The 26,175-nt window shown below is 73.3% G+C and carries 26 protein-coding genes and 1 riboswitch; of the genes, 16 read left to right on the top strand and 10 right to left on the bottom strand.

Going from position 1 to position 26,175, the window contains the following annotated elements; all coding sequences use genetic code 11:
• Positions 1 to 63 precede the first annotated feature (63 nt).
• Positions 64 to 456 carry a hypothetical protein gene (locus tag HG542_RS04930; protein WP_171078786.1) on the top strand — a complete coding sequence of 131 codons (393 nt, stop codon included), beginning with the start codon at positions 64 to 66 and terminating at the stop codon, positions 454 to 456.
• The gene (locus HG542_RS35745) at positions 453 to 2,579 is read left to right on the top strand and encodes a hypothetical protein (protein WP_171078785.1); all 2,127 of its coding nucleotides are present in this window, start codon (positions 453 to 455) and stop codon (positions 2,577 to 2,579) included. Before HG542_RS04930 ends, HG542_RS35745 begins: the two co-directional genes overlap by 4 nt.
• An 84-nt stretch (positions 2,580 to 2,663) precedes the next feature.
• Here the strand turns inward: HG542_RS35745 and HG542_RS04920 are convergent, their stop codons facing one another.
• Positions 2,664 to 4,472 carry a CDP-glycerol glycerophosphotransferase family protein gene (locus tag HG542_RS04920; RefSeq protein ID WP_229922614.1) on the bottom strand — a complete coding sequence of 603 codons (1,809 nt, stop codon included), beginning with the start codon at positions 4,470 to 4,472 and terminating at the stop codon, positions 2,664 to 2,666.
• Positions 4,473 to 4,655: 183 nt separating this feature from the next.
• Here HG542_RS04920 and HG542_RS04915 point away from each other — a divergent pair, with 183 nt between their 5' ends.
• The 3 genes from HG542_RS04915 (at position 4,656) to HG542_RS04905 (ending at position 7,034) form a co-directional block, all read left to right on the top strand.
• Positions 4,656 to 5,150 carry a helix-turn-helix domain-containing protein gene (locus HG542_RS04915; RefSeq protein WP_171078784.1) on the top strand — a complete coding sequence of 165 codons (495 nt, stop codon included), beginning with the start codon at positions 4,656 to 4,658 and terminating at the stop codon, positions 5,148 to 5,150.
• A gap of 74 nt (positions 5,151 to 5,224) precedes the next feature.
• Entirely contained in the window at positions 5,225 to 5,830 is a 606-nt protein-coding gene (locus HG542_RS04910; protein WP_373313133.1) for a hypothetical protein, read from the top strand.
• Positions 5,820 to 7,034: an MAB_1171c family putative transporter gene (locus HG542_RS04905; RefSeq protein WP_227725520.1), complete on the top strand. Its 1,215-nt coding sequence runs from the start codon at positions 5,820 to 5,822 to the stop codon at positions 7,032 to 7,034. The genes HG542_RS04910 and HG542_RS04905 overlap by 11 nt, the downstream gene beginning before the upstream one ends.
• A 558-nt stretch (positions 7,035 to 7,592) precedes the next feature.
• On the opposite strand, the gene HG542_RS04900 is transcribed toward HG542_RS04905, so the two are convergent.
• Both HG542_RS04900 and HG542_RS04895 read right to left on the bottom strand, forming a co-directional pair.
• Entirely contained in the window at positions 7,593 to 8,180 is a 588-nt protein-coding gene (locus tag HG542_RS04900) for a YIP1 family protein (RefSeq protein WP_171078781.1), read from the bottom strand.
• Positions 8,181 to 8,263: 83 nt separating this feature from the next.
• On the bottom strand, positions 8,264 to 9,769 hold the full coding sequence (locus HG542_RS04895; RefSeq protein WP_171078780.1) for an APC family permease: 1,506 nt from the start codon (positions 9,767 to 9,769) through the stop codon (positions 8,264 to 8,266).
• Positions 9,770 to 9,926: 157 nt separating this feature from the next.
• Positions 9,927 to 10,144, top strand: a riboswitch (cobalamin riboswitch).
• Positions 10,145 to 10,175: 31 nt separating this feature from the next.
• Between HG542_RS04895 and nicT the strand changes: the two genes are divergently transcribed.
• Together nicT and HG542_RS04885 are read left to right on the top strand one after the other, a co-directional pair.
• The gene (gene nicT, locus HG542_RS04890; protein ID WP_171078779.1) at positions 10,176 to 11,297 is read left to right on the top strand and encodes a Nickel transporter NicT; all 1,122 of its coding nucleotides are present in this window, start codon (positions 10,176 to 10,178) and stop codon (positions 11,295 to 11,297) included.
• Between the two features lie 53 nt (positions 11,298 to 11,350).
• Entirely contained in the window at positions 11,351 to 12,334 is a 984-nt protein-coding gene (locus HG542_RS04885) for an NAD-dependent epimerase/dehydratase family protein (RefSeq protein ID WP_171078778.1), read from the top strand.
• A gap of 681 nt (positions 12,335 to 13,015) precedes the next feature.
• Here the strand turns inward: HG542_RS04885 and HG542_RS04875 are convergent.
• Both HG542_RS04875 and HG542_RS04870 read right to left on the bottom strand, forming a co-directional pair.
• The gene (locus HG542_RS04875; protein ID WP_171078777.1) at positions 13,016 to 14,128 is read right to left on the bottom strand and encodes a sensor histidine kinase; all 1,113 of its coding nucleotides are present in this window, start codon (positions 14,126 to 14,128) and stop codon (positions 13,016 to 13,018) included.
• The gene (locus HG542_RS04870) at positions 14,125 to 14,853 is read right to left on the bottom strand and encodes a response regulator (RefSeq protein ID WP_171078776.1); all 729 of its coding nucleotides are present in this window, start codon (positions 14,851 to 14,853) and stop codon (positions 14,125 to 14,127) included. Before HG542_RS04870 ends, HG542_RS04875 begins: the two co-directional genes overlap by 4 nt.
• Before the next feature lie 123 nt (positions 14,854 to 14,976).
• Here HG542_RS04870 and HG542_RS04865 point away from each other — a divergent pair, with 123 nt between their 5' ends.
• The 3 genes from HG542_RS04865 to HG542_RS04855 are packed head-to-tail and all read left to right on the top strand — an operon-like array spanning position 14,977 to position 16,912.
• Positions 14,977 to 15,660, top strand: coding sequence for a glycosyltransferase family 2 protein (locus tag HG542_RS04865; RefSeq protein WP_227725525.1), 684 nt, complete (start codon positions 14,977 to 14,979; stop codon positions 15,658 to 15,660).
• Positions 15,657 to 16,277, top strand: a complete 621-nt coding sequence (locus HG542_RS04860) for a TIGR04282 family arsenosugar biosynthesis glycosyltransferase (RefSeq protein WP_308111021.1) — start codon at positions 15,657 to 15,659, stop codon at positions 16,275 to 16,277. The genes HG542_RS04865 and HG542_RS04860 overlap by 4 nt, the downstream gene beginning before the upstream one ends.
• The gene (locus tag HG542_RS04855) at positions 16,274 to 16,912 is read left to right on the top strand and encodes a class I SAM-dependent methyltransferase (protein ID WP_171078774.1); all 639 of its coding nucleotides are present in this window, start codon (positions 16,274 to 16,276) and stop codon (positions 16,910 to 16,912) included. The genes HG542_RS04860 and HG542_RS04855 overlap by 4 nt, the downstream gene beginning before the upstream one ends.
• Positions 16,913 to 16,988: 76 nt before the next feature.
• Here the strand turns inward: HG542_RS04855 and HG542_RS04850 are convergent, their stop codons facing one another.
• The gene (locus HG542_RS04850; RefSeq protein WP_171078773.1) at positions 16,989 to 17,327 is read right to left on the bottom strand and encodes a winged helix-turn-helix transcriptional regulator; all 339 of its coding nucleotides are present in this window, start codon (positions 17,325 to 17,327) and stop codon (positions 16,989 to 16,991) included.
• Positions 17,328 to 17,431: 104 nt separating this feature from the next.
• On the opposite strand from HG542_RS04850, the gene HG542_RS04845 reads away from it, so the two are divergent.
• The gene (locus tag HG542_RS04845) at positions 17,432 to 18,313 is read left to right on the top strand and encodes an NAD(P)-dependent oxidoreductase (RefSeq protein WP_171078913.1); all 882 of its coding nucleotides are present in this window, start codon (positions 17,432 to 17,434) and stop codon (positions 18,311 to 18,313) included.
• A 113-nt stretch (positions 18,314 to 18,426) separates the two neighbouring features.
• Positions 18,427 to 19,260, top strand: coding sequence for a MerR family transcriptional regulator (locus HG542_RS04840; RefSeq protein WP_171078772.1), 834 nt, complete (start codon positions 18,427 to 18,429; stop codon positions 19,258 to 19,260).
• 9 nt (positions 19,261 to 19,269) lie between these two features.
• On the opposite strand, the gene HG542_RS04835 is transcribed toward HG542_RS04840, so the two are convergent.
• Positions 19,270 to 19,851: a nucleosidase gene (locus HG542_RS04835; RefSeq protein WP_171078771.1), complete on the bottom strand. Its 582-nt coding sequence runs from the start codon at positions 19,849 to 19,851 to the stop codon at positions 19,270 to 19,272.
• A 106-nt stretch (positions 19,852 to 19,957) separates the two neighbouring features.
• Between HG542_RS04835 and HG542_RS04830 the strand changes: the two genes are divergently transcribed.
• Positions 19,958 to 20,311 carry a VOC family protein gene (locus tag HG542_RS04830; protein ID WP_171078770.1) on the top strand — a complete coding sequence of 118 codons (354 nt, stop codon included), beginning with the start codon at positions 19,958 to 19,960 and terminating at the stop codon, positions 20,309 to 20,311.
• An 18-nt stretch (positions 20,312 to 20,329) separates the two neighbouring features.
• Here HG542_RS04830 and HG542_RS04825 read toward each other — a convergent pair whose 3' ends face one another.
• The gene (locus tag HG542_RS04825; protein WP_227725529.1) at positions 20,330 to 21,322 is read right to left on the bottom strand and encodes an ArsR/SmtB family transcription factor; all 993 of its coding nucleotides are present in this window, start codon (positions 21,320 to 21,322) and stop codon (positions 20,330 to 20,332) included.
• 83 nt (positions 21,323 to 21,405) lie between these two features.
• On the opposite strand from HG542_RS04825, the gene HG542_RS04820 reads away from it, so the two are divergent.
• Both HG542_RS04820 and HG542_RS04815 read left to right on the top strand, forming a co-directional pair.
• The gene (locus HG542_RS04820) at positions 21,406 to 22,317 is read left to right on the top strand and encodes an oxidoreductase (RefSeq protein WP_171078911.1); all 912 of its coding nucleotides are present in this window, start codon (positions 21,406 to 21,408) and stop codon (positions 22,315 to 22,317) included.
• A gap of 184 nt (positions 22,318 to 22,501) precedes the next feature.
• On the top strand, positions 22,502 to 22,942 hold the full coding sequence (locus tag HG542_RS04815) for a VOC family protein (protein WP_171078769.1): 441 nt from the start codon (positions 22,502 to 22,504) through the stop codon (positions 22,940 to 22,942).
• A gap of 30 nt (positions 22,943 to 22,972) precedes the next feature.
• On the opposite strand, the gene HG542_RS04810 is transcribed toward HG542_RS04815, so the two are convergent.
• Together HG542_RS04810 and HG542_RS04805 are read right to left on the bottom strand one after the other, a co-directional pair.
• Positions 22,973 to 23,371, bottom strand: a complete 399-nt coding sequence (locus HG542_RS04810) for a hypothetical protein (RefSeq protein WP_171078768.1) — start codon at positions 23,369 to 23,371, stop codon at positions 22,973 to 22,975.
• Positions 23,371 to 24,534, bottom strand: a complete 1,164-nt coding sequence (locus HG542_RS04805; RefSeq protein WP_229922613.1) for a molybdopterin-dependent oxidoreductase — start codon at positions 24,532 to 24,534, stop codon at positions 23,371 to 23,373. The genes HG542_RS04810 and HG542_RS04805 overlap by 1 nt, the downstream gene beginning before the upstream one ends.
• 115 nt (positions 24,535 to 24,649) lie before the next feature.
• On the opposite strand from HG542_RS04805, the gene HG542_RS04800 reads away from it, so the two are divergent.
• Positions 24,650 to 26,044 carry a glycosyltransferase 87 family protein gene (locus tag HG542_RS04800; protein ID WP_229922612.1) on the top strand — a complete coding sequence of 465 codons (1,395 nt, stop codon included), beginning with the start codon at positions 24,650 to 24,652 and terminating at the stop codon, positions 26,042 to 26,044.
• Positions 26,045 to 26,175 lie beyond the last annotated feature (131 nt).

The raw sequence follows: 26,175 nt of genomic DNA, 5'->3' as shown, positions 1-26,175 counted from the left end.
AGGGGCGCGGTAGCCTGAGCCCGACAGGAGCTGTTCGGGCTGCTCGGGTGGGGGAGTTGACTGATGGTCGATCCGGTGTCCTTGGGCGCGGTGACCACTGCGGTGACGGCTGCGGCGGGTTCCGTGGGGACGGAAGCCGGCCGCCAGGCGTGGGAGTCCCTGACGGGCCTCGTCCGCCGCGCGTTCGGCCGCGGCCGCGAGGATGAGGGCGACAGCGGCACGCTGGTGCTGCCGCTCGACCCGCAGGACCGCGAGCAGGTGCAGGAGCTGTCGGCACTGATCTTCGGTCAGGCCCGGCAGGATCCGCGGTTCGCCGCGGAGTACCGGGAGTGGGAGGAGCGGGCGGCGCGGCTGCAGGTGTCGGTGGACAACAGCCGGGTGACGAACACGGTTTCGCGGTCGCGGGTCGGCGGGCCGCTGATCCAGGGGAAGAACGTCACCTGGAACGGCAAGTGAAGGACGTACCGTCCGTACAGTCCTGCAATCACGTCGAGGGCAGCACGGCGGAAATCATCGTGCAGGCAGGCGGAGACGTCGTCCTCTACGACCAGCGCGGTACCGCCGAGCCGCCGACACCACATGAAGTGCCCGGCTGTACACCGCTGTTCGTCAACCGTGACGGCGAACTCCTGGACCTCGGCGAATGGCTGGTTCCCGGCAGCGGGCCGACCCGGATCATCGTCGTCAGCGGCCTGAAGGGCATCGGCACCAGCAGTGTCGTACGGCGCTGGGTGGAGCTGCAGCCCGGCCGCTATCCCGGCGGGGAGGTCTACGTCGACTTCGCCGCGCTGCGCGGGCCGTCCGGCGCCTGCGACGTTTCGGAAGGGCTCGCGCAGTGCCTGCGCACGGCCTTCGGCGTGACGAAGGACTTCCTTCCCGCGACGCTGGCCGAGCGCACGAACCTCTACCGCACCCATGCCGCCCGGGGCGGGCCCCTTCTGGTCGTCCTGGACGACGTCACCCAGCCTGCGCAGATCAGGCCCTTCATACCGGCCGCGCCCGGCAGCGCGGTGCTCGTCACCAGCAGCCGACGGCTCGACGAACTCGTCGGGGACGGCGCCCGGCTGATGCCGCTCAAGCCCCTCGACGCGGCAAGCGGCGTGCTCCTGCTGGCAAAGGTGTGCGGCGAGGACAGGGTGGCGGCCGAACGCGAGGCTGCCGAGCGGCTCGTGGAGCTCTGCGGCGGGCTGCCCATCGCGCTGACGATCGCGGGCACGAGGCTGGCGCGGCGCCGTCGGCTCGGTCTCGCCGCGCTGGCGGACGAACTCGCCCAGGAGGACGGCCGGCTGGCCGCTCTCACGGGCGGCGAACGCAGTGTCTCGGCCGCAGTCTCCTTGACGTGCAGCGACCTGCCGGCGGAGGCGCTGCGGCTGTACCGCAGGCTCGCCCTGCTCCCGGGCCGGGGCTTCGACGCGGAGACCGCGGCCGCGCTGAACGGGTGTTCCGTCGCCACCGCGGAGGCCCTGCTGGAAGAGCTCGACGACGCAAGCCTCTTGGAGGATGCCGTGGGCGATTTCCGGTACACCCTCCACGACCTCGTGCGCCTGCACGCGCGCAGCCTCGCGGAGCAGGACGAGCCGGAAGAGGAGCGGCACGCCGCGGTGCGCCGGGTCATCGACCTCCACGTCGTCCGGGCGGCATTCGCCGACCGCGCGATCATGGGCAAGCGGCTGCGGATCACCGACCACGACATCGTCCTCGCAGGGCACGAAGACCCTTTCACCGGGCCGGGGGCACGCGATGCCGCGCTCACCTGGCTGGAGGCCGAGCGTGCGGACCTGCTCGCCGCGGTACGGGTCGCCCACGCCCGCGGCCTCGACCAACAGGCCTGGCAGCTCGCGGAATCCCTCACCGCGCTCTACTTCCACCACCGGCACCTCGCCGACTGGATCGAGTCCGGCACCCTGGGCGCCGACTCCGCCGCTCGCCTCGGCGCCCGTGACGCCGAGGCGAGGCTGCGCAGCCTGGTGTCCCGGCCGTTGATGGACGTCGGCGATGCGGACCGAGCCCGGGAGCAGATCGAAAAGGCCGTCGAACTCGCCGAGGAATCCACGCATCCGGTACTCCGTGCATCCGTCCCCGAGTTCGCCGGACGGTACTGGGACCACGTCGACCAGGCCCGGGCGCTGGGCTGGTACGAGCTCTCCCTCCAGCGCAACATCGAGGCCGACGAACCCCGGGGCGCCGCCCTCGCCCGGCTGTTCATGGGCAGCACGCTGCTCGCCTCCGGTGAGCACGAACGGGCCGTGGCCACCCTGCAAGAGGCCTACGGGCAGCTCGACGGGCTCGGGGACGCCCGCATGGCCGGCCGGGCGCTGGCGGCTCTGGGCCATGCATACGACAGCCTGGGGCGGGAGGACGAGGCCGTGCGCGCCCTGGAGCGCGCGGCGGACATGCTGAACGCGACGCAGGCCGTGTACTACGAGGCCCAAGTCCGCGAGGAATCGGCCGACATGGCCCGGCGCCGTGCCGACCGTGCGGCCGAGCGTCGCCATGTGGCGCGGGCGCTGGAGATCCATGAGGCGGGCGGCAGCCGTCGCGCCGGCGAGCTGCGCAAGCGGTTGGACGGTTTGGCGTAGTGCGTCGACTGCGGGCTCGTTGTGGCTGGTCGCGCTCACGCGGCGGAGCCGCATGTGTAACCGCCCCGCGCCCCTTCGGGGCGATCACTCCCGAAGTGTTACGTCCACCCCATGCCGGCCCACACGCAGCGTCACCGTTCCCGCGAGGGGACGCTGTGCCCGGAACCGGGCATAGACCACCGCCCCCGCCAAAGACGCATCCGCGGTCGTCGACTCCACCACGCGGCCGTCCCGAAGCACCGCCACCGAGCAGCCGTCCGGTGCCGGCACGCACGCCAACAAGGCGCCCGGCAGCTCGTCCAGCAACCGGCGGGCCCGCTGCACCGCAGCGTCCGCCGACCCGGCCCGTACCCGTGACGTGATCACGGACGCGTTGGTGAGCTGCCGCAGGTCCCGTTCCTCCTCGTCGCAGGAGAGGTGGCCGAACTCCGCCTCCCCTTCCCCCTCGTCCTGGTCGCCCCCGGCTGCTACAGGCCATCGCCGTACCGTGACGGCCTGTTCGGCACCGGATGTGCGGACCCACATCGCCGTCACCTCACCCGGACCGGTCTCCGGTACCGGCCACCGGTGCAGCGGCGGCGCGCCCGCCGCATCCGGTTCGGGCAGCTTCATCAGTTCGTACAGCGCCGACCGCAACTGCTCGAGGGACCGGCCCGGTTCGGCGAAGGCCCCGTTCGCCACCTTCGTGATGCGCTCCGCATCGTGCTCCGCCACCGCCCGTTCCAGCTGGGCCGCGAGCGGGGCGTGCGGGTCGAGGCGCGGGGTGATGCGGCCCAGTTCCGTCATAGGGGTGCCGGGCACGGACTCCTCGCCGAATGCGGCGAGGAACAGTGGAGTGCCGAGTGCCGCTCCGTAGAAGGTGACCGAGCCGTGGTCGCCCACCAGCACGTCCGCCGCGAGGAGTGCGGCCTGCCAGCCGCGGTGGGGCGGTATCAGCAGCAGCCCGGCGTCCAGCGCCGCCGCCTCCACGGCGCGGATCTGCCATGTGCCGTGTGCGGACCAGATGTTGGGGTGCAGCACGGCGGCCACACGGTACTCGTCCAGCGGCAGTTCGCCCAGCAGCCGTTGCGGAAGCAGCGGGTCCGTGCCCAGCAGGGACTGTTCTCCCCACGTGGAGCTGACGAGCACCAGCTTCCGACCGTCCTGCAGCCCGAGCTCCTCGCGGTACCGGGTGCGCAGCATCCGTGACGCCAGAAGGCGGTCGTGGCAGGGGTCGCCGATCAGGAAGGTGCGGTCCGCCAGCGCCGGGTGGTGTTCGGCGAGTTGGCGTATCTGGTCGGGGTGGGAGACCGCGTGCCAGGCGCGGTCGTCGTCCATCACCCCGGAGAGCCGCCGTCCGGTTCCCCGGGCGTCGGGCACGAGCTTGTGGAAGCCGACGCCGTGCGGGAGTACGAGGACGGGGCAGTCGACTCCGGTCAGGTCGATGTTCTCGCTCGCGGAGACGACGAGGTCGCACGCGGTGCGCGAGAGCTGGCTCCAGGGCATGACCCGGGCGCCTGCCGCGTGGAGGAGGCCGAGGACGCCGTCACCGAAGGCGGAGGTGGGGTCGAAGGCGAAGACGACGTCGACGCGCGGGTCGGAGCGGAAGAGTGCGGGGAGCACTTCGAGGAGCCGTACGGCCGAGGTGACCGTGCGCGCCGCCGCGACCAGGACGCGGCGTCCCCCGAAGGTCCGCCACCGCCGGGCGTCGGCGCCCACCGGCACCCGCAGGTCGCCCGGCTCGCGGCTCGCGGCTCGCGGCTCGCGGCTCGCGGCTCGCGGCTCGCGGCTCGCGGCTCGCGGCTCCTGCATGCTGCCTATACCGTCCTGCACGGTGACCCGCAACCCCTTCCGCCCCGCCCCGCCGCGCTGCCCGGCGTCCTGCGGCTCACCGTAGACGAATCCGGCCCGCACCCATCCTCGGCCCCCGCCCTCAACCCCCGGTTAAGTCCTTCACCTGCTCGTAACCAGGGGCGGGCTAGTGCTCCCCGCGCATCCCGTGGCACGATGCCCATCGCGGCCTGTCCGGGCTTAACTGGCCGTGAAAGACGGTAGGGCGGCAGGACAGCAGGGCTCGCACGAACGGGGACGGGGCAGATGGCAGTCGGGGGGGAAAGGCCGGACAGGACGGCACGTGAAACGGGCAGTCCGCTCGCGCAACGGCTCAACTACCTGTTCGCGAACATGCACCCGCCGGGGGCGCCGTACACCAACGGGCACGTGGCCGAGGAGATCAGCCGCGGGGCCGAGGAGTACGGCGGCGTCACCCTGACCGAGCAGTACTTGTCGATGCTGCGCAACGGCAAGCGGGCCAACCCGAGCCCGGACGTGCTGCGGGCGCTGGCGAAGTTCTTCGCCGTGCCCGTCGGCTATCTGATGGGCGACCTGTCGGCCTCCCAGGCCGCGCGGGTCGAGGAGGAGGTCCGCTTCCTCGTCGCCATGAGGGATCAGCGCGTACGGGCGATCGCCCTGCGGTCGGTGGGGCTCCCGCCGGAGGTGCAGGACAGCCTGACCACCATCATCTGCCAGTTCCGGCAGCAGATGAACCTCCCCGCCGACCCGCCGGGCACGGGGGGAGGGGAACACCCTTGACCGTCACGGCAGAAGCGCACGAGGAGCGGCTCTTCACGTACTGGCGGCGTACCGAGGACGAGGACGGTGCAGGCATGCGAGTGGGGCGGATACGACGGCGGTGCAAGCAGCTCATCCATGAGCTCGCGCTGCCCGCGTCGGCCGATCTCCAGGGCATGTGCGATGCCGTCGCGCGCCATGTGGGCCGGCCCATCCACCTGGTGCCGATGAGCCTCGACGGAGTCGTCTCCGGCATGACGGCCACCACGGACGACGCGTTCTGGATCGTCTACGAGCAGAAGACCTCCCCCTGGCACCAGGTGCACATCGTGCTGCACGAGATCGGCCACCTGCTGCTGGGCCACGACCAGGACCCGGCCGTCACCGAGGACGCGCTCAAGGTATGGACCCCGTCCGTCGACGTCGCCACCGCCATGCGCCGCATGGGCCTGACCATGGGCCTCGCCCGCCACCACTGCTACGACAACCTCACCGAGCGCGAGACCGAGATCCTCGGCACGCTGCTGATGGAGCGCGTCGTGCCCCCGCCGCCGGGCCAGGAAGCCCTGTTGGAGGGGCCGGCGGCCGAACTCGCCGCCTCGCTCGGACCCGCCCTGCAGCACGTGCGCAAGCAGCTCCGCGAGACCGGCGGCCGCGAGACCGGCGGCCGGGGCACGGAAGGCGGTGCCGGTGTTCTTTGACGCGCTCTACCTCACCTTCAGCGCCGTCACCTGGGCCATCGTCGGCTACAAGGCCCGCGCCTGGTTCCGCGACCGCGGCAACGTCGACCTGGGGCTGACCGCCCTGATGACCGCGGGCGTGCCCGTCGTCTTCCTGTTCTCGGCGCCCAGCGTCTACCGTGCCTTCGACCGGCTGACCGGCGTGGCCAACCTGGCCATGGTGTTCCTCTATTCGGCCGTCGTGCTGTTCGCCTCCGGCGCCACCGTGCTGCTGCTGCGCTGGACCAGCCGCGGCGACGAGGAGGCCCACACCCGCGCCGCCGCCCGGTCCTGGTTCGCCGTGGCCGTCGTCGCCGTGGCCTGGGCAGCTGCCATTGTGTGCTTTGCGGTCGGACGCCCCGACGCCGTCGAGCACCCGCGCGACTTCAGCACCGCCTACGCCGACGCCCCCGGCGTCGTCGCCTTCCTGGTGCTGTACCTGGCCGTCTTCGGGACGAGCCTCGCCGGACTCGGCTGGCTGTGCCCGCGCTACGCCCGCCGCATCGGCCGCTCCTGGCTCTCCAAGGGGCTGCGGACGCTCGCCGCCGGCTGCTGGCTGGGCCTGCTGTACTGCCTGTGCAAGCTCACCGGCTTCGTGCTCAGCTGGGCCGGTCACGAGGCGTACTGGCTCTCCAACGGCGTTGCGCCGATGAGTGCTTCGGTCGCCGCACTCCTGGTCCTGCTGGGCTTCTCGCTGCCGGCCCTCGGCCCCCGGGCGGCCGCCTGGCGCCGGCTGCGCCGGCTGCAGCCGCTGTGGGAGGAGGTCACCGCCCATGCCCCCGAGGTCACCATCGAGGAGTCCCGCTGGTCGGGCCGCTGGCCGTTCGCCGATCTGGAATGGCGCGCCAACCGGCGCATGGCGGAGATCCGGGACATCCAGCGCGGCATCCGGCGCCATGTCGAGCCCATGACGCTCGACGTGGCCCGGCGTCAGGCGCAGGACGCCGGGCTGGACGAGCGCCGGCTCGCCGCGGTCGTGGAGGCGGCGGCGCTCCGCCGCGGCCTGGCCAACCAGGTCACCGGGCACGTCGCGACGCCCCACGCGGAGAGCGTGGTGATGACCGTCAGCGCCGATCCGGCCGAGGAGCACGAGCATCTGGCCCGCGTCGCGGACGTCTACCACGACCCGCTGGTGGACTCCGTGCTCGCCGAACTGCGGGAGATCAGCGCGGCCCGCCGTCCCTGACGGCGCGGCACCTGGACGAGGCGGCCCTGGACGGGGGTCAAGGCCGCCTGCGCCACAGGCCGGTGCCGGGGTTCGTACGCACGTGTACGGATCCCGGCGCCGGTCGGTGCGCCTCCGCGCCCGACCCGTTGCGAGGCCGCCCGGAACCGCTGCCGGAGCTGCGAACGAATCCGGACGGTCTCTGAGCGGCTGTCGAGGAGTCGGCCCGCCGGTGAGGGCCCGTTGCGCCGGCCGGCTGCCGCTTCTCGCCGGAGGGCGTCGAGAACGGCGGCGTTCCCCGTTTTGGCCGGTGAGACGGTGCTGCCGTCACTCGACCCGGCCGATCCGGAATGCTTCCGGAAGCCGGAACTCGGCGTTCCGGGAGATCAGTTGAGACGGCGCCCGGCCATCCGGACGTGTGGCCTGATTTCGCTCCCTGTCCGCCGGTTATCGACAAAGCGAACAGGTTTTTGGTGCATAGCCCATCCTTGATGAGGTAGAAATGTTCTCGAGCCCGCCCGGTGTGCATCCCCCGTCGCACCGGGCGGGCCTTCGCGCACCGGACCGCCGCACGGTCCGTCAGGCGCTTCCCGGCGGGAACTTGAGAAGGGCCACCGCCGCCACCATCTGGATCGCCACCGAGGCCACGGCCTTGTGGGTGGGCAGGTGGTGCTGACCGCGGATCAGCAGCGTCGCGATCACACAGCCGAAGGCCGCGGTGACGGACGCCGCCGCCCGCACCGGCACGGAGTCCACCGGCAGCCAGGTGCTGAGGAACAGTCGCGGCAGGTCCGTCGCCCAGAAGACGACGGCGAACAGGCCGGTGGTCGGCGCGAACCGGCCGTTGCCGCCCAGGCGCCGCGCGATGGCGTGGGTGACGGCGCCGAGGAACAGGGTGGCCACCAGCGTCACCCCGGAGGCGATGGCCATGGCCTCCAGGGCGAGGACGGGGCTCACGCCCCACTGGACCCAGAAGGAGTCCTTGCCCAGCGTCCCCAGCGCCCCGCACAGCAGGCTGAGGAACATGGCCGCCCCCCAGACGCTCCGGTCCCGGGCCTCGTCGAGAACGTCGACGGGCCGGTACCAGAGCCCGAATATGAGGCGGTGCCAGAGCAATCGGCGCGGGGAGGCAGCGGGTTTGGCGGCAGGAGCGGAGGTCACGGGCATGGGTGCCGTTTTATCACCGTTCGGCCACGAAGCCGCTGTCGGGCCGGACAAAGGTGATCAAGGCGGGCGGCCGGCGCGCCTCTTCAGGCCTGAGCGGGTTCCGTGGTGCCGGGCTCGTCCTCGGGATCCGTACCCGCGGCGGAGGAGTCCAGGTACTCCTCGCTGATCTCCCGCGGCCCGAACGGCCACACCTTCTCGTACGCCGCCCACAGCACGAACGCCACACAGCCCGCCGCGACCCACACCAGGGACCACTCGATGGGGTGCCGTCCCGGGGAACTGCGGTCCGCGTAGCCGTAGATGACGATCCAGCCCACCGCCGCGACCACGCTGGGCAGCGGGTAGAGCCACATCCGGTACGGCCGCCGCAGGCCCGGCTGGCGGCGGCGCAGCACGGTGGCGGCCAGCACCTGCGACAGCGCCTGCACGATCACCATGACGGTGGTCAGCAGCTGGATCAGCGTGTTGAGGTCGGTATGACGCCCGATCAGGAAGCCGATCGCGCCGATGATCCCCATCGTCACCAGCGGCAGCACGGGGAAGCGGTGCCGCGGGTGCAGGGTGCCGAAGGGGCGGAAGAAGACCTTCTCCCGCGCCGCGTCGTAGGGCACCCGGGAGCCGCCGAGCAGCCCGGTGAAGACCGAGGCGAAGGCGGTGACGAGGATCAGCACGGTGACGGCGTCCGCGGCGCGCCTGCCCCAGGTGCGTTCCAGCACCGCCGAGGCCACGGAGGAGCCGGCCGTGGAGTTCGGGTCCAGCATCTCGTGCCAGTCGACGACCCCGAGAGTGCCGATCTGCAGCAGCAGATAGACCGTCATGATGCCGAAGATGGACCACACGATGGCGCGCGGCAGGGTGCGCCCGGGGTCCTTGATCTCGGCGCCCATGTACGCGGCCGTGTTGTAGCCGCCGTAGTCGTAGATGCCGATCGTCAGGCCCGCGGCGAAGCCCAGCCAGAAGTGATTGGTCGTCACGGCGAAGGCGTGGGCGGGGTAGGTGAAGGCGAGATGGGGGCTGAAGTGGCTGAAGGCCGCGATGATGACGAGGATGATGGAGAGGAGCATCACGGCCCACAGCACGGCGGTGATCCGCGCGATGTTCTCCACCCGCCGCCACAGCAGCGCGACGACCACCGCGATGAACACCAGCCCGGTGACGTCCCCTTGGGTCTGCGTCATCCCGGGCCACAGGTAACCGAGGTACTGCACGAAGCCGATGACACCCGTGGCCATCGCGAGCGGGATGAAGAGCATGGCCGTCCAGACGAACAGGAACGGCATCAGCTTGCCGGTGCGGTACTGGTAGGCCTGTCGCAGATACACGTAACTGCCGCCCGCGCCCGGCAGCGAGGCCCCCAGCTCGGCCCAGATCAGCCCGTCGGCGAGGGCCAGCACGGCGCCCGCGACGAAGCCGATGACGGCCTGCGGCCCGCCGAAGGCCGTGACCATGAGCGGAATGGTGACGAACGGTCCTATCCCGCACATCTGGCTCATGTTGATGGCCGTCGCCTGGAACAGCCCGATGCGGCGCTCGAAGCCGGGCTCCGGTGCGCCGGACCTGGACCTGTGGTCTCTGTCTCCTGCTGCCATGGCTGATCAGCCTCTCTCGTCGCCCACTGCTGCACTCGTAGCACCGGCCTCCGTGACCGTCCATCACCTGCGGACCTCCGCACAGAAGTGTCGGTACCCGTTCCGCTGCATGGGCATGGCAATTCCCACATCTTTGCCACCGCGTGAGGTCAGGGCGCTAGGGTGGCCCGGCCGTGGTGTTCGGGAAGACCGGTGACGGGCCCTTGTGGTCCCACTCCGGAGCGGCCCTCGCCACTGTGATCGGGGAGCTTCCGCCCCCTTCCGCACGCCCCTCGGGGCGCGCGGTGCCACTGGCCGCATCCGGCGGCCGGGAAGGCAGGGGCGGGCGCGTGCGCACCCGTAAGCCAGGAGACCGGCCACGGCATCTCACGAACTGATCCACGAGGTGCTGGAGCGTGACCCGCAGATGACTCTGCCCACCGGAACCACAGAAACCCCCCGTACCGCGCCACCATCCTTCGCGTGGCGCCGCCAGGACACCGTGCGCACCGCCGCACTGCTGGCCGTCATAGCCGGCCTGCACGTCGCCGCCTTCGGCGTGCTCTTCCTGCTCGTCGCCCCCCACCACTACACGGTGGACTCCAAGGTCTTCGGCGTCGGACTCGGCATCACCGCCTACACCCTCGGCATGCGGCACGCCTTCGACGCCGACCACATAGCCGCGATCGACAACACCACCCGGAAGCTGATGGCGGACGGCAAGCGTCCGGTCTCGGTCGGCTTCTGGTTCGCACTCGGGCACTCCAGCGTGGTCGTCGTGCTGGCCGCCCTGGTCAGCGGCGGCACGCACCTGGCCGGCACGCTGATGAACGAGAGCTCCACCACCCACCAGACGCTGGGCGTGATCGGCACCAGCATCTCCGGCGGCTTCCTCTACCTCATCGCCGCCCTCAACCTCATCGCCCTCGCAGGCATCCTGCGCATCTTCCGCGCCATGCGCGAGGGCCGCTACGACGAGGCCGAGCTGGAACAGCAGCTGGACTCGCGGGGCTTCATGAACCGCATCCTCGGCCGCTTCACGCGCTCCATCACCCGCCCCGGCCAGATGTTCCCGCTGGGTTTCCTCTTCGGGCTCGGCTTCGACACCGCCACCGAGGTCACCCTCATGGTGATGGCGGGCAGCGGTGCGGCCGCCGGCCTGCCCTGGTACGCGATCCTGTGCCTGCCGCTGCTGTTCGCGGCCGGGATGAGCCTGTTCGACACGCTCGACGGCACGTTCATGAACTTCGCCTACCAGTGGGCGTTCTCCAACCCCGTCCGCAAGGTCTACTACAACCTCACCATCACCGGACTGTCCATCGCCGTCGCCTTCCTCATCGGCACCATCGAACTCGTCGGCGTCCTGCACGAGAAGCTCGGCCTCGACGACGCGGTCACGGGCTGGATCTCGGGCCTCGACCTCGACAACGTGGGCTTCGTCATCGTCGGCCTGTTCGTGGTGGTGTGGGCGGCCGCGCTCGCGTACTGGCGCTTCGGCAAGGTCGAACAGCGCTGGGAGGCGCGGGGCGCGGGTCTTACGGACCTGTGACGGAACGCCCCGGGGCGGTGCGCGGCCGGTGATCGGCTTCTAGCGTCGACGCCATGCGTGTACTCGTCACCGGAGGCGCGGGCTTCATCGGCTCGCACATCGTCAGTGCCCTCACCGCCCGTGGGCACGAGCCCGTCGTCATGGACACCGGGCTCGTGCCTGCGGACGACGTCCGCGATCCCGCCGCCGTGGCACGGGCGTTGAAGGGCGTCGACGCCGTGTGCCACCAGGCCGCGATGGTCGGCCTCGGCAAGGACTTCGCGGACGCGCCCGCGTACGTCGCCTGCAACGACCTCGGCACGGCGGTGCTGCTGGCCGGCATGCACGAGGCGGGCGTACGGACCCTGGTGCTCGCCGGGTCGATGGTCGTCTACGGCGAGGGTCGCTACGAGTGCGCCGTGCACGGCCCTGTCCGGCCCGGCCCGCGGGATCCCCGGGCCCTGGAGGCGGGGCGCTTCGAACCGCCGTGCCCGCGCTGCGGGCGGGAGTTGGCACCCGGCCTCGTCGCGGAGGACGCGCCGCCGGACCCGCGCAACGTGTACGCGGCGACCAAGGTGGCCCAGGAGCACCTGGCGGCGTCCTGGGCCCGCGCGACGGGCGGCAGCGCGGTGGCGCTGCGCTACCACAATGTGTACGGGCCCGGGATGCCGCGCGACACGCCGTACGCGGGTGTCGCGTCGTTCTTCCGCTCGTCACTTGCGCGGGGAGAGGCGCCGCGCGTCTTCGAAGACGGCTGTCAGCGGCGGGACTTTGTGCATGTGCGGGATGTGGCGGGGGCCAATGTGCTTGCGCTGGAGGCGGATTCGCCCGGCGGTGAGCTGCGCGCATACAACTGCGGCAGCGATGATCCGCGCACGATCGGGGAGCTGGCGCATGCGTTGTCCGCGGCGTGCGGGGGTCCGGAACCGATGGTGACGGGGGAGTACCGGCTGGGTGACGTGCGCCATGTGACGGCGACGTCGCGGCGGTTGCGCGAGGAACTGGGCTGGCGCCCGACCGTCCCCTTCGGGGAGGGGGTGGCGGAGCTGGCGGGGTGAGCCGCGGGCCGGGGGGGGGGGGGGGGGGGGGGGGGGGGGGGGGGGGGGGGGGGGGGGGGGGGGGGGGGGGGGGGGGGGGGGGGGGGGGGGGGGGGGGGGGGGGGGGGGGGGGGGGGGGGGGGGGGGGGGGGGGGGGGGGGGGGGGGGGGGGGGGGGGGGGGGGGGGGGGGGGGGGGGGGGGGGGGGGGGGGGGGGGGGGGGGGGGGGGGGGGGGGGGGGGGGGGGGGGGGGGGGGGGGGGGGGGGGGGGGGGGGGGGGGGGGGGGGGGGGGGGGGGGGGGGGGGGGGGGGGGGGGGGGGGGGGGGGGGGGGGGGGGGGGGGGGGGGGGGGGGGGGGGGGGGGGGGGGGGGGGGGGGGGGGGGGGGGGGGGGGGGGGGGGGGGGGGGGGGGGGGGGGGGGGGGGGGGGGGGGGGGGGGGGGGGGGGGGGGGGGGGGGGGGGGGGGGGGGGGGGGGGGGGGGGGGGGGGGGGGGGGGGGGGGGGGGGGGGGGGGGGGGGGGGGGGGGGGGGGGGGGGGGGGGGGGGGGGGGGGGGGGGGGGGGGGGGGGGGGGGGGGGGGGGGGGGGGGGGGGGGGGGGGGGGGGGGGGGGGGGGGGGGGGGGGGGGGGGGGGGGGGGGGGGGGGGGGGCTCGCGCAGTTCCCCGCGCTCCCGCGCCCCTTACGGGGCGCGGCCCGCACCGTGTCACGCCCGTGCGGCCGGCAGCACGATGTCGAACCGGCACCCGCCGGGAACGTTCCGCACCGTCGCCCGTCCCGCGTGCGCCTCCACGATGCCCCGCACAATGGCGAGCCCCAGCCCCGCCCCCGCCGGAGGCGTGCGTGCCTCCGTCCCCCGCCACCCCGTGTCGAAGACCCGCGGAAGGTCCTCCTCCGGAATCCCCCCGCACCCGTCCGTGACGGACACCACCACCGTGTCCGCCTCCCGCTGCGCCGCCACCGCCACCGTCCCGTCGGCCGGCGTCCGCCGGATCGCGTTGACGAGCAGGTTGCCCAGCACCCGGGTCATCTCCTTCCCGTCGACCTCGACGGGAAGCGCCTCGACCGCGTCGCCCACGAGCCGCACCCCGTGCTCCCGTGCCAGCGGCCCGACCCCGGCGAGGGCGTCGCCCACCAGGTCGTACACCGACATCCGCCCGATGCTCAGCGGCAGCGCCCCCGCATGGATGCGCGACAGCTCGAAGAGGTCGCCGACCATGGAGTTGAGCCGGTCCACCTCGGTGCGGATCTGGCGGAAGTAGCGTTGCGGGTCCTCCGCCACGCCGTCCTCCAGCGCCTCGGACATGGCCCGCAGCCCGGCCAGCGGCGTCCGCAGGTCGTGCGAGATCCACGCGACGAGCTCGCGCCGGGACGCCTCCAGCGCCTGCTCGCGCTCCCGCGACCGCGCCAGCTTCTCGCTCGTGGCCGCCAACTCGCGCCCCAGAGCGGCAAGTTCCGCCGTCGCGCTGCCGCCCGGCGCGGCGAAGCTGCCGCCCTCGCCGAACGAACGGGCCGCCTGCGTCAGGGCGTTGCTGCGGGCGACCACCCAGCGTCCGAGCAGCAGGGCCGTCGCCAGCGAGACCACGGCGGCCATCGCGCACACCGTCGTCACCACCGTGAGGTCGTGCGAGGACAGGAACATGGCCCACGCGACGGCCAGCGTCCCGGCCAGCATCGCCGTCACCGACACCACCGCCACCACGGTCAGCGACACCGCCACCGACCGGTGGCGCAGTGCCCGCAGGGCGACGGCCCCGAGCAGCCCGGCCGCGGCCGCGCCGAGGAAGGCGTACAGAGCGATCAGCAGGACATCCTTCATGAGTGTGACCGAGCCTCCCCACCCTCGAAGCGGTATCCGACGCCCCATACGGTCCGGATCAGTTGCGGCTGCGCGGGGTCGTCCTCGACCTTGGCGCGCAGCCGCCGTACGTGCACGGTCACGGTGGACAGGTCACCGAACTCCCAGCCCCACACCTCGCGCATCAGCTCCTCGCGGCTGCAGGCCCGCCCCGGATGCCGCAGCAGGAACGCCAGCAGGTCGAACTCGCGGAGGGTGAGGGCGAGTTCGGTGCCGTCGCGGCTGGCGCGGCGGCCGACAGGGTCGAGCGTCAGCCCGGCGGCGCGCAGCGGGGCGGCGGACGCGGGCACGGCGGCCTCGGCGCGGCGCAGCACGGCCTCCACGCGCAGGACGAGTTCGCGGGGCGAGAACGGCTTGGTGACGTAGTCGTCGGCGCCGACCTCCAGGCCGAGGATCCGGTCGTCCTCGTCGCCGCGTGCCGTCAGCATGACGACCGGCAGCGTTCCGTGGTCGGCGCGCAGTCGCCGGCACACCTCCAGCCCGTCCATGCCGGGCAGCATCAGGTCGAGCACGACGAGGGCGGGCGGGGCGGCCGCGGCCCGCTCCAGGGCGGCGGGGCCGTCGGCGGCGCGGTCGACGGCGAAGCCGGCGCGGTCGAGGTATCCGGCGACGACCTCGGCGACGGTGGGGTCGTCGTCGACGACGAGGACGCGCCGAGGGGGCGGGGGCGGGGGCTGCTGCTGCATGCGGCAAGCCTCGCACTGTCGCGCCCGCGATGCCGTGCGGAGAGCTCTCACCAGGAGTGATGTCCTTGTTCTGTAAGGACCGTGGATCCGGATTGCCGGAATTGTCTTCGTAAGGTGAGAGGGGTGACCCAACCCTCGACCACGCCGCCCACGGTGCCGGCTCCCGTGGACGTCGTCCTCCCCTGCCTCGACGAGGCCGCCGCCCTGCCCTGGGTGCTGGCCCGCATCCCCGACGGCTGGCGCGCCGTCGTCGTCGACAACGGCTCGTCCGACGGCTCCGCGGACGTCGCCCGCTCGCTCGGCGCCACCGTCGTCCACGAACCGCGCCGCGGCTTCGGCGCCGCGTGCAACGCCGGGCTGCAGGCCGCGACCGCGGACCTCGTGTGCTTCTGCGACTGCGACGGCTCGCTCGACCCCGGCCTGCTCACCGGGCTCGTCGCGGCCGTCCGCGACGGCTCCGCCGACCTCGTCCTCGGCCGCCGCCGCCCGCAGGGCCGTGGCGCCTGGCCCCTGCACGCCCGCGTGGGAAATGTCGCCCTGGCCCGCATGCTCCGCCGCCGCACGGGCCTGTCCCTGCACGACCTCGGCCCCATGCGGGCCGCCCGGCGCGAGCCGCTGCTGGCCCTGGGCCTCACCGACCGGCGCAGCGGCTACCCGCTGGAGATGGTCGTCCGCGCCGCCGCCGGGGGATGGCGGGTGACGGAGACGGACGTGCCGTACCTGCCGCGCACGGGCCGGTCGAAGGTGACCGGCACCTGGCGCGGCACGTGGTGCGCGGTGCGCGACATGCGGGCGGTGCTGCGGTGACGACACTTCTGGTGATCGCCAAGGAGCCGCGGCCGGGCCGGGTCAAGACGCGCCTCACTCCGCCGTACACCCCCGACGAGGCCGCGGCACTGGCCGAAGCCGCCCTCGCCGACACCCTGCACGCCGTACGCGCCATGCCCGCCGCCCGCCGCGTTCTCGCCCTCGACGGCCGCCCGGGCCCCTGGCTGCCGCCGGGCTTCGACGTACTGCCGCAGGGCACGGGCGACTTGGACGAACGCCTCGCGAACGCCTTCGCACGCTGTACGGGTCCGACCGTCCTCCTCGGCATGGACACCCCGCAGGTGACGGCGGGGCTGCTGGCCCCGGTGCTGGCGGACGACGCCTGGCGCGCGTGCGACGCGTGGTTCGGCCCCGCGGCCGACGGCGGCTTCTGGACGCTCGGTTTGGCGGACCCCCGGCCGGAACTCCTGCGCGGCGTACCGATGTCGACGCCGCGGACGGGTGCGCACCAGCGCGCACGCCTGTCCGCCGCCGGACTGACCGTCCGCGAACTCCCCGAACTCCGCGACGTCGACACCGCACCGGACGTGCCCCGCGTGGCCGCGGCCGCCCCGCACAGCCGCTTCGCGGCCCTGGCCGCCCGGCTCGCCCGATGACGGCGTGGTGCGCGGACCCGTACGCGGACGCGGTACGGGCCGGCAGCGGCCCGCTGTTCCTGCGCCGCCCGGACGGCTGGCTGCTCCCACTGGAGGTGGAGCGCTGGTGCGCCGCGGCGGACCCGGCCGACATGACCGTCCTGCACCGCTGCCACGGCCCCGTCATCGACATCGGCTGCGGCCCGGGCCGCCTCGTCACGGCCCTGGCCGCCCTGGGCCACCCGGCCCTGGGCGTGGACCTCAGCCCCGCGGCCGTCACCCGCACCCGCCGCGCCGGAGGAGTGGCCCTGTGCCGCTCGGTCTTCGACCGCCTTCCCGGGGAGGGCCGTTGGGGAACGGCCCTGCTGGCCGACGGCAACGTGGGCATCGGCGGCGACCCGGCGGCGCTGCTGGCCCGTATTGCCGAAGTCACTGCTCCGTGGGGCCGGTTGCTCGCGGAGGCGGCGCCGGAGGACGTGGACGAACGGGTGGAGGTCCGGGTGGACGACGGCCGCGGACGCCTGGGCACCTCGTTCCCGTGGGCCCGGGTCGGCGTACCGGCGCTGCGGCGGTACGCGGGGGAGACGGGGTGGGTGGTGGCGGAGCAATGGGGCGCGGAGGGGCGGGCGTTCGTGGCGTTGCGGCGCCGGGGCTGACCTTGTGCTGCGTCGCCGGTCAGGACGCGTCGGAGTCGGCGGGTAGTGGACGGCGGCATCGCCGTCGAGCAGAAGACTAGGTGATCGACCGCTCACGCCCCCAGTCGGCCAGTGGCTGGAGCGCCTTGTTGAGGCGGGTGCCGTCCTCGGTCAGCGAATACTCGACGCGGGGTGGCACCTCGTCGTAGGACACGCGGCGCACGACGCCGTCCGCTTCCATCTCGCGCAGGTGAGAGGCCAGCACCTTCTCCGTGATCCCCGGAATGAGCCGCCGCAGCTCGCCGAAGCGCCGGCAGGGGTGCTCGTGCAATTCCCAGAGAATCAGCACCTTCCACTTGCCTCCGATCACCTCCATCGCCGTGTCGATCCCACAGACGTGTCCGTCCGGTGCGCCCGGCCGGTTCAGTGTCGCCATGTTCCCCCCTCGAACCCTGCTGACGTGCTTGCTCACCCTAGGGTAAGCACCCACCTCGAAGTGCGTACTTGATCATCTTCGAGCCGATGACCAGCATCTTCGACATGACACAGCACACTGTTGAGAAGACCTCGGTCACCCTGCTGGGCCTCGGCGCGATGGGTACCGCCCTGGCCCGCGCCTGGCTTGCCGCAGGCCACCCGCTCACCGTCTGGAACCGCACCCCGGCCCGCGCCGCCGTGCTCGCCGCAGAGGGCGCGGGTGTCGCGGACAGCGCCGTCGAGGCGGTCGCGGCGAACACCCTGATCGTTGCCTGCCTGCTGGACGACGCCTCGGTCGAGGAGGCGCTGGCCGGTACCGACCTGGCAGGCAAGGACCTGGTCAACCTGACCACCAGCACCCCTGCCCAGGCCCGCGCCCGCGCCGAGTGGGCCCGCGAGCGCGGCGCCCGCTACCTGGACGGCGGGATCATGGCCGTCCCCCAGATGATCGGCGTCCCGGAAGCCGGCGGTTATGCCTTCTACAGCGGCTCGCCGGAGCTGTTCGAACAGCACCAGGAGACCCTGGGCGTTCCGGCCGGCACCACCTACGTCGGCAAGGACGCCGGCTTCGCGGCCCTGCACGACGTGGCCCTGCTCAGCGCCATGTACGGGATGTTCGCCGGTGCCGCGCACGCCTTCGCCCTGATCCGCAAGGAGGACATCGACCCCACGTCGCTCGCCCCGCGGCTCGCCGACTGGCTCGTCGCGATGGCACCGGCAGTGCACCAGACCGCCGACCAACTGCGGAGCGGCGACTACACCCAGGGGGTCACCTCCAATCTCGCCATGCAGGTGGCCGGCACGCCGACCTTTCTGAGCACTGCCGAACAGCAGGGCGTCAGCACGGAACTGCTCCGCCCCTACTTCGAGCTGATGCGCCGCCGCCTGGCCGAGGGCAGCGGCGAGGAGGACCTGACGGGCGTGATCGACCTGCTTGTGCACTGACCGGCCGCTTTCGTCTGCACGTGTGCGGCGCCGTCGAAGGCCCACCGCTTGTGGGCGGGCCTCCACGCCCCCTTGACCATGACACCGTGTGAGGCCCTCGACTCGGAGACATCATGTTCGGCATCGGAGACTTCGCCCGGCACGGACGCGTATCCGTCCGCATGCTCAGGCACTACGACGCCATCGGGCTGCTGCGCCCGGCCCGGGTCGACCCCGTCAGCGGCTACCGCTTCTACGAGGCCGGCCAGCTCGCCCGGCTCAACCGGGTCATCGCCCTCAAGGAGCTCGGGTTCACGCTCCAGCAGGTGCAGGTGATCCTGGACGAGCAGGTGAGCACCGAGCAGTTGCGCGGCATGCTGCGGCTGCGGCGGGCCGAGCTCGAAGCGGCCGTGGCCGCTGCCGCGGTGCGGCTGGCGCAGGTCGAGGCGAGGCTCCGGACGATCGAGAGTGAGGGACGTATGAGCACCGACGATGTCGTCGTCAAGCGGATCCCGGCCGTCCGTGTGGCCGAGTTGACGGGCGTGGCCGCCGGGTACGCGCCGGAGCAGATCGGTCCGGTCGTCGGGCCGCTCTTCGCCGAGCTGTGCCGGAGGCTGGCCGAGGCGGGGGTGAACCCTGTGGGGCCGGGGATCGCCTACTACGAGAGCGCGCCGGATGCGGACGGCGGCGACGCGATCCTCGTGCATGCCGCCCTGCCGGTCGCCACGGCTGTGACGGCGACCGGCGACAGCTTCGCCCTCGTCGACCTGCCCGCGATCGACAGTGCGGCGACCATCGTCCACCGCGGTGCGATGGACGACGTCATGCCCACCGTCCAGGCCCTGGCCCGCTGGATCGACGCCAACGGTCACCGGTCCGCCGGCTTCGCCAGGGAGCTCTACCTGGAGGTGCCGGAGGACCGGGCCAGGTGGGTGACCGAGCTGCAGGAGCCGATCACCGCCGGGTGAGGGGCCGGGTCAGGCGAGGTGAGTCCGGACCCAACCGGCCAGTATCCGCGCGCAGTCGTCGACGGACTCGCGCCAGCTGCGCGCGGCACCCTCGTCGGCCTCGTCGCTGACGTGCTTGATCAGCCGGATGGGCACCCCGGCCTGCTGGGCCACCGAGGCCAGCGCGTAGCCCTCCATGTCGACGAGGTCGGCGCGCGCGGCGAGCCGCTCGCGGGCCGCCGACTCGGAGACGAAGGTGTCGCCCGTGGCCAGCGTGGGGCCGGTACCGGAACCGGCGAGCTTGAGCGGCCCCCCGAAGGAGTCGCCGGTCAGCGTGTGCAGCAGATCGGTGTCCAGGTCGTGCTGGATGACGATCGCCACCTCCTGCGTGCTGCCGGCCCAGCCCGCCGTCAGGGCACCGGCCGTGCCCAGATTGACGATCGAGGAGGGCCGGGGCCCGCGGGCGAGCACGGTCGCCAGTGCGGTGGCCGCGTTGACCTTGCCCATCCCCGTCAGCAGCACGGGAAGCGTGCCGTCGAGGTGGGCGGCCTCTTCCTTCACCGCGAGCACGAGCAGGGGGCGGTCGGCGGATATGTCTCCGATGAGCTGCATCCGGCCAGGTTACGGGGCGCTTGTGACGGTGATCAATTCCCCGGTGCGCGGGCGGCGTCGGGGGCGGTTCCGGCGCCGCCGCGGGTGCCGGGTAGCCTCGGCCGACATGGCGAACCGCTGGGTCGGAGTGACGGTCGACTGCGTCGACGTGGAACGCGTGGCAGGCTTCTGGAGCACGCTGCTGGACCGCCCGCAGGGGCCGTCCCAGCCCGGCTGGGTCTACCTGGGTCAGCACGGCGACCCGCAGCCCCGGCTCATCTTCCAGCCCGTGACCGAGCCGAAGCGGGGCAAGGTGCGTCTGCATCTCGACGTCGGAGTCGACGACATCGACGAGGGGATTGCGCAAGTCATCGCGCTCGGCGGCAGGTTCACCGGTGAACGGCACGACTACGACGAGGGTGTGGTCGTGGTGATGGCCGACTGCGAAGAGCACGAATTCTGCCTGGTACAGCACTACTGACCCGTCCGGTCGGCCACGTCACCGGCTGGTGGCGAGGACGGATTCCGCCACCGGCGTGCGTGCGTAGAGCACCGAGCGGCCGGCCCGGTGGGCGGTGACGAAGCCGGCATTGCGCAGTGCGGTGAGGCTCTGGGAGACCCCGGCCATGGACATCCCCGTGCGGTGGGCCAGTTCCGTCGTGGTCGCCGGAGTGTCCAGTTCCGTGAGCAACAGGGTCCGCGAACGGCCCAGCACGGCGACGAGAGCTGCCGCCCCGGTGACGGACCGGCGTTCCCACAGCGTGCCGACGCCCCGTGCGCGGTAGGCGAGTTGAGGAGGGTCCGGCGGGGCGACCCGCGTGGACAGGCCCGGCCCCTTGAAGGCCGAGGGGATCAGGAGCAGCCCTGCGCCCGACGACTCCCGGGGCAGGGTCCGCTGCCGGCGGGCCAGCCGCAGTACGTTGTCGTCCCAGCCGACCAGCGGGTGCAGCTCGTTGAAGAGGCGCCCGGCCCCGTGCTCGGCAACCTGCCGGGCCCGGTGGAAGATGTCGGCGTCGAGCACGGTGCGGATGCGGGCCCAGTAGGGGGCGAGCGCCAGATCCCAGTAGGCCTCGATCTCCTCGGCGACCCGTCCCAGGCGGGCCGGCGGGTCGGCGTACAGGGACCGCAGGCGGGGGCCGAGGCTGCCGCGATGGTGCGCGAGGTGATCGAGGTCCTGGCGGACGCGGCCGGCCGGAGCGGCCTTGATCGCGGCCAGCTCCTCCCGCAGCGTGGGAGCCGGCCCCGTGGGGGCCGGGTTGAGGAAGTCCGGGCAGTAGCCCGCGGACGGGATCAGTTCGGCCAGCCAGCCCCGGTCCAGCCCGGCAGCCGCGACCCGTGGCCGCACCTGCTCCAGCCAGCGCCGGTGCACGGGATCCGCGGCGCCGGAGGCCAGCAGCCGGAAGCTGGTCCCGACCTCCCACATCGGCGAGGCGGCGAACCGCATCCGCGCCAGATCACCCGCCGAAAGCGCCAGCTCTGCCAGGGCAGTCATCCCCCCAGGATTCATCTGTGCCTGAATCAATGGCGGCCACCCTACCGCCTGCTGATCATTCCGGCATGACCTCCATGACCTCCATGACCTCAGAGACGATCAGCGCCGCCGCATCCGGTACCTGGAAGCTGGGAGACCTGACGGTCAATCGGCTCGGCTTCGGGGCGATGCGCCTGCCGCAGGCCGGCGGCAAGGCGCTTGTGGCCGACGCCGTTCCGCGCGACCGTGCCGAGGCGATCGGCGTGCTGCGCCGCGCCGTCGAGCTCGGCGTGAACCATATCGACACCGCCGCCTTCTACTTCTCGCCGCTGCGCTCGGCCAACGAGCTGATCAACCGGGCCCTGTCCCCCTACCCGGACGACCTCGTCATCGCCACCAAGGTCGGGCAGCCGCGCGACCCGTCGGGTGCGTGGCTGCCCCACGCCCGCCCGGAGCAGCTGCGCGGACTCGTCGAGGAGAACCTGCGCCAGCTCGGCCGTGACCACCTGGACGTGGTGAACCTGCGCATCGTCGGAACCGATTCCATCGCCGAGCGCTTCGGGGTGCTGGCCGAACTGCGCGAGGCCGGGCTCATCCGCCACCTGGGCCTCTCCAACGTTCACCCCCACCAGCTGGCCGAGGTCCGGGCCATTGCGCCGGTGGTGTGCGTGCAGAACATGTACGGCATCGGAGTGCGGCCCGACCAGGACGCGTTCGTCCGCACCTGCGGCGAACTCGGTGTCGCCTTCGTGCCGTTCTACGCGGTCGCCGGGTCCGGGCGCCAGGCCGGGGCGAGCGGCAGCGACCACCCGGAGATCCTGGCCGTCGCCCGGGCGCACGGGGTGCAGCCGGCCCAGGTCCGGATCGCCTGGACACTGCACCGCGGCCCGCACGTGCTGGCCATCCCCGGCACCGGCAATCCGGACCACCTGGCGTCCAACGTGGCCGCCGGTGCCCTCCGGCTCACCGAGGACGAGCTTGCCCGCCTCGACTCCGTTCACCGGCACGGCTTCTGATGCCACATCGTCCATGCAGCGGGACGCCGAAGCCGGACGCCCCCTCGCCACCCGTCCGATGGCCGAACTCGCAGACCAGCAGCCCCGGGGCAGGGGAGAGCGGTAGTCGCCTAGGACCAACGGCCCACCGCCTTCCCTGCGCCAGCCCGAAGCACCCCCTCCCCACCCGTGCCAGGCTGCCCCCATGACCACCACCTGGCCCGATCATCTCGCCGTCGGCGCCGTGCGGTTCGCGCGGCCGACCGCCCGGTACGACGACGTCCTCTCCTTCTACCGCGACGACCTCGGCCTCCCTGTGCTCGCCGACTGGCGTGGTCACGCCGGGTACGACGGGGTCGTGTTCGGGCTCCCCGGCGCGCCCGTGCAGATGGAGATCACGCAGCACGGAGCTCCGCCGCGGATTCCCGAGCCGCATCCCGAGAACCAGTTGGTGCTGTACCTCAAGGGGGCCGAGGCCCGCGACGCGGTCGTGCGGCGCATGGAGCAGCGCGGGCACCGGCCCGTGGCGGCGGCCAATCCGTACTGGCCCGAGCGCGGGGCGGTGTTGTTCGAGGACCCGGACGGGTGGCTCGTCGTGCTGGCGCCGTGGGTGTTCGGTACGGACCCGGTGCCCGGTCCCCGCTGACGAGGGGGCCACCCTCGCCCGCCCCCCGCATCACCTCCGCGGACGCCCACGCCGCCACCACCGCAGCCACCCCACGCCCACCCCCACCAACACCGTCACCGCCATCACCACCGCCCAATTCCGCCCGTAATCCAGCGGCAGAACCGACGCGTTCTGCCGCGGACCGGGCCGGAAGAGCACCGGATACGCCACCGCCGTCAGGCCGGCCATCACCAGGAGCGTGCCCCGCACGACCCGCCGTGCGGGCAGCCGGGTCACCGCCCACCCCACCGCAAGCGTCAGCGGTGCCACGATCCCGTCGTGCACGACCACCGCCCCGGCCAGCCACCGCACCACCGGCCACGGATCCTGCGGTGCAGCCCCGTACAGCAGGGACCACACCCCCACGCCCATCAGCACCACCCCCGCCACGCCGGCCGTCACCCGCATCACAACACCTCCAGCCGGGCAACCCACTTGGTCTGCAGCACCCCCGGCCGGTTCGGCGCGATGATGCGGGCGGGGTGGCCGTGGTCGAAGGAGAGTTCCTCGCCGTTGAGCCGCAGTGCGAGAAGCGTGAGCGGGTCGCGGGCGTACGTATGCGGCATCACCATCACGCGGTACGCCCCGTGCCGCTCCAGCGACGTCACACGGATCAGCGCTCCCGGCGGTGCGCCCGCGCGGTCCAGCAGGTCCCGTATCCGCACGCCCGTCCACCGCGCCGACTTGCTCCAGCCTTCCACGCACGCAATCGGCAACTCCACGTCTTCCTGCGGCAGTTCACGCAGTTCGTCCAGGCTCAGTGCGTACGGGCGCGGGCCGTCGACCCGTAGCCGCCAGCCCTGCACGGTCTGCGCGTTCACCCCCGCCAGCGCGGCCGTCCGGTTGACCGGCAGGCCCTGCGGACCGTGGCCGGGGTGCCGCGGCGCCAGCAGGTCCAGCCGGGACAGCGGCGGGAAGGACTGGCCGGCCGTCGTCACCGTCACCGCCCCCACCGCCGCGCCGAGCGCCCCCAGCAAGGCGCGCCGGTCGACGGCGTCCTCGGCGGGCAGCGACAGCGTGCCGGGGGAGCGGCGGCGCCAATGGGCGCGGATCTCGGGGGCCTTCACCGCCACGTGCAGCAGCAGGGACCCTGTCAGCACCCAGGCCAGCGCGAAGTGCACCGGCACGAACGAGAACGGCCACGGATACCACTGGGCCGCGTTGAGCAGCCCCGTGAACAGTTCCAGCAGCGCCGTCGCGACCAGCACAGCCACCGACAGCCGCTCCAGTGCATGCCGCACCGAGCGCAGCGGGGGCCACACGAAAAGGCGGGGATAGACCGCCCAGAGCTTCGCGAGCAGCAGCGGTACGGCCGCCGTGCCGCTCGCCACGTGCAGGCCCTGGCGCAGGCGGTAGCCCCAGGCGGGGCGGCTGGGAAGGGAGTTCGGCAGCCAGGCGGGCGGGTGCTGCTCGTAGTGGCTGACGAGGCCCGTGACGAAACAGACCGCGAGCGCCGCTCCCAGCCAGCGGCCGATGGCGGTTGCCGTGCGCGCGTCGTGCAGTCGCCCGGAGAGGACGGGGAAGCAGGGGAGGCCGCGGAGGCCGCGGAGCGGGGGCCGGGGGCGTTTCATGTCCCCCATCACACCCCGGCCCGCGGCCTCCACGGGCGGTCCGGCACCTTACGAAACGCGGACGGCCGAGCCGCGCGGCCCCGCCGGGCACCCCTCCGGTGCCAGGCTGAACGGCGTGATCAACCGCGCCTCCCTCGTCACCGTCTCCCTCCTCGCCGCCCTCACCGCCGTCCTCGCGACGGCGGTCCGCAGCGACGCGTACGACACCGACCCCGCCGCGCTCGCCGGCTGGTACGCCGCGGCCTGGGCCCTGTTCGCCGGGGCCGCCTGGACGTTGCGCCGGGTGCCCGCGCGTTGCGTGGTGCCGCTGGTGCTGACGGGAGCAGTCGCGATGGCGGTCACCGGGCTGTTGGCCGAGCCTCGGACGAGTACGGACTCGTACCGCTACGCCTGGGACGGCCGGGTGCAGGCCGCCGGGATGTCGCCCTACGACCACGCCCCGGCCGACCCCGCGCTCCGGCCGCTGCGCGACCGCTGGCTCTTCCCCGAGGGGGCGGCGGAGTGCGCGCGGCCCGGGCGCGCCCGCATTCCTGCGGGCGATCCGGGTTCCTCCGCCTGCACACGCATCAACCGCCCTTCCGTGCACACCATTTATCCGCCCGTCGCCGAGGGCTATTTCCTCCTCGTGCACCAGCTCTCGCCGCCCGGCGCCCGGCACAAGCCGCTGCAGACCGGCGGGGCGCTGCTGGCGGTCGGTACATCGGGACTGCTGCTGTACGCGCTGCGGCGCCGCGGCGGCGGGCGGGAGCGGTGGGCCGCGTACTGGGCGTGGTGCCCCGCCGTGCCCGTCGAGGCCGTCAACAACGCCCATGTCGACGCGCTGGGGGCGCTGTTGACGGCCGCTGCCTTCGCCGTCCTCGCCCGGCGGCCGGCCTCCGGCGGTGCGCTGCTCGGTGCCGGGATCGCCACGAAGCTGCTGCCCGCGGTGACGCTGCCGGGGGCGCTGAGCGGGACCCTGCGCAAGGGACACCGGCGGCGCGGGGCCGTGGTGCTCCTGGCCGCTGCCGGAGTCGTGGGGCTGGGCTACCTGCCGTACGTGCTCGTCTCGCACTCCTCGGTCTTCGGCTACCTCGGCGGCTACACGGAGGAGGAGGGCTACGACGACGCGTCCGCGCGCAACCGGTACGCGCTGCTGCGGCTCGTCCTGCCGGACACGTGGGCGTTGCCGGCCGCGCTCGTCGTGCTGGCGGTGGCGGCAGGCCGGGTGCTGTGGCGCGGGGATCCCGAACGGCCATGGCGGGGCGCGCTGGTGGTGACGGGGACGGCGTTCCTTCTGCTGACCCCCGGGTACTCGTGGTACGCGCTGCTGCTCGTGGTGCTGGTGGCGCTGGACGGGCGGTGGGAGTGGCTGGGGGTCGCGGTGGCGGGCGCGGCGAAGTATGTGGGCGGACGGGCCGTGGGGGATCCGAACCTGCTGGGGACGGTGGCGTACGGGGTGGCTGCGGGTGTGGTGGTGGCGATGTGGCTGGTGAGACGGTTTCCTCGGCGCGTGAGGGGAGTCACGGCCTGAACGGCGTGCAGCCGGTGGCCAGAAGGCCGTTGAAGTTGTTGTGCGCGCGGACGAGGGGTTTCCCGCTGCAGTTCCGGGCGGGGTCCACCGGGTCGTCGGGGTGGCAGTGAAGGCCGACCGTGCCGACCGCC

The sequence above is a fragment of the Streptomyces morookaense genome (assembly GCF_013030945.1).
Taxonomy (GTDB): Bacteria; Actinomycetota; Actinomycetes; order Streptomycetales; family Streptomycetaceae; genus Streptomyces; species Streptomyces morookaensis.
The sequence above is the reverse complement of the archived record's forward strand: the minus strand, read 5'-3'. Positions and strand labels throughout refer to the sequence as shown.

Coding starts and splice junctions, on each gene's coding strand:
- HG542_RS04885 (WP_171078778.1), top strand. CDS start 11,351: ATGCGTGTACTCGTCACCGGAGGCGCGGGCTTCATCGGCTCGCACATC.
- HG542_RS04870 (WP_171078776.1), bottom strand. CDS start 14,853: ATGCAGCAGCAGCCCCCGCCCCCGCCCCCTCGGCGCGTCCTCGTCGTC.
- HG542_RS04815 (WP_171078769.1), top strand. CDS start 22,502: ATGACCACCACCTGGCCCGATCATCTCGCCGTCGGCGCCGTGCGGTTC.
- HG542_RS04840 (WP_171078772.1), top strand. CDS start 18,427: ATGTTCGGCATCGGAGACTTCGCCCGGCACGGACGCGTATCCGTCCGC.
- HG542_RS04930 (WP_171078786.1), top strand. CDS start 64: ATGGTCGATCCGGTGTCCTTGGGCGCGGTGACCACTGCGGTGACGGCT.
- HG542_RS04820 (WP_171078911.1), top strand. CDS start 21,406: ATGACCTCAGAGACGATCAGCGCCGCCGCATCCGGTACCTGGAAGCTG.
- HG542_RS04915 (WP_171078784.1), top strand. CDS start 4,656: ATGGCAGTCGGGGGGGAAAGGCCGGACAGGACGGCACGTGAAACGGGC.
- HG542_RS04900 (WP_171078781.1), bottom strand. CDS start 8,180: ATGCCCGTGACCTCCGCTCCTGCCGCCAAACCCGCTGCCTCCCCGCGC.
- HG542_RS04895 (WP_171078780.1), bottom strand. CDS start 9,769: ATGGCAGCAGGAGACAGAGACCACAGGTCCAGGTCCGGCGCACCGGAG.
- HG542_RS04875 (WP_171078777.1), bottom strand. CDS start 14,128: ATGAAGGATGTCCTGCTGATCGCTCTGTACGCCTTCCTCGGCGCGGCC.
- HG542_RS04835 (WP_171078771.1), bottom strand. CDS start 19,851: ATGCAGCTCATCGGAGACATATCCGCCGACCGCCCCCTGCTCGTGCTC.
- HG542_RS04845 (WP_171078913.1), top strand. CDS start 17,432: ATGACACAGCACACTGTTGAGAAGACCTCGGTCACCCTGCTGGGCCTC.
- HG542_RS04805 (WP_229922613.1), bottom strand. CDS start 24,534: ATGAAACGCCCCCGGCCCCCGCTCCGCGGCCTCCGCGGCCTCCCCTGC.
- HG542_RS04910 (WP_373313133.1), top strand. CDS start 5,225: ATGCGAGTGGGGCGGATACGACGGCGGTGCAAGCAGCTCATCCATGAG.
- HG542_RS04825 (WP_227725529.1), bottom strand. CDS start 21,322: ATGACTGCCCTGGCAGAGCTGGCGCTTTCGGCGGGTGATCTGGCGCGG.
- nicT (WP_171078779.1), top strand. CDS start 10,176: ATGACTCTGCCCACCGGAACCACAGAAACCCCCCGTACCGCGCCACCA.
- HG542_RS04830 (WP_171078770.1), top strand. CDS start 19,958: ATGGCGAACCGCTGGGTCGGAGTGACGGTCGACTGCGTCGACGTGGAA.
- HG542_RS04855 (WP_171078774.1), top strand. CDS start 16,274: ATGACGGCGTGGTGCGCGGACCCGTACGCGGACGCGGTACGGGCCGGC.
- HG542_RS04810 (WP_171078768.1), bottom strand. CDS start 23,371: ATGCGGGTGACGGCCGGCGTGGCGGGGGTGGTGCTGATGGGCGTGGGG.
- HG542_RS04850 (WP_171078773.1), bottom strand. CDS start 17,327: ATGGCGACACTGAACCGGCCGGGCGCACCGGACGGACACGTCTGTGGG.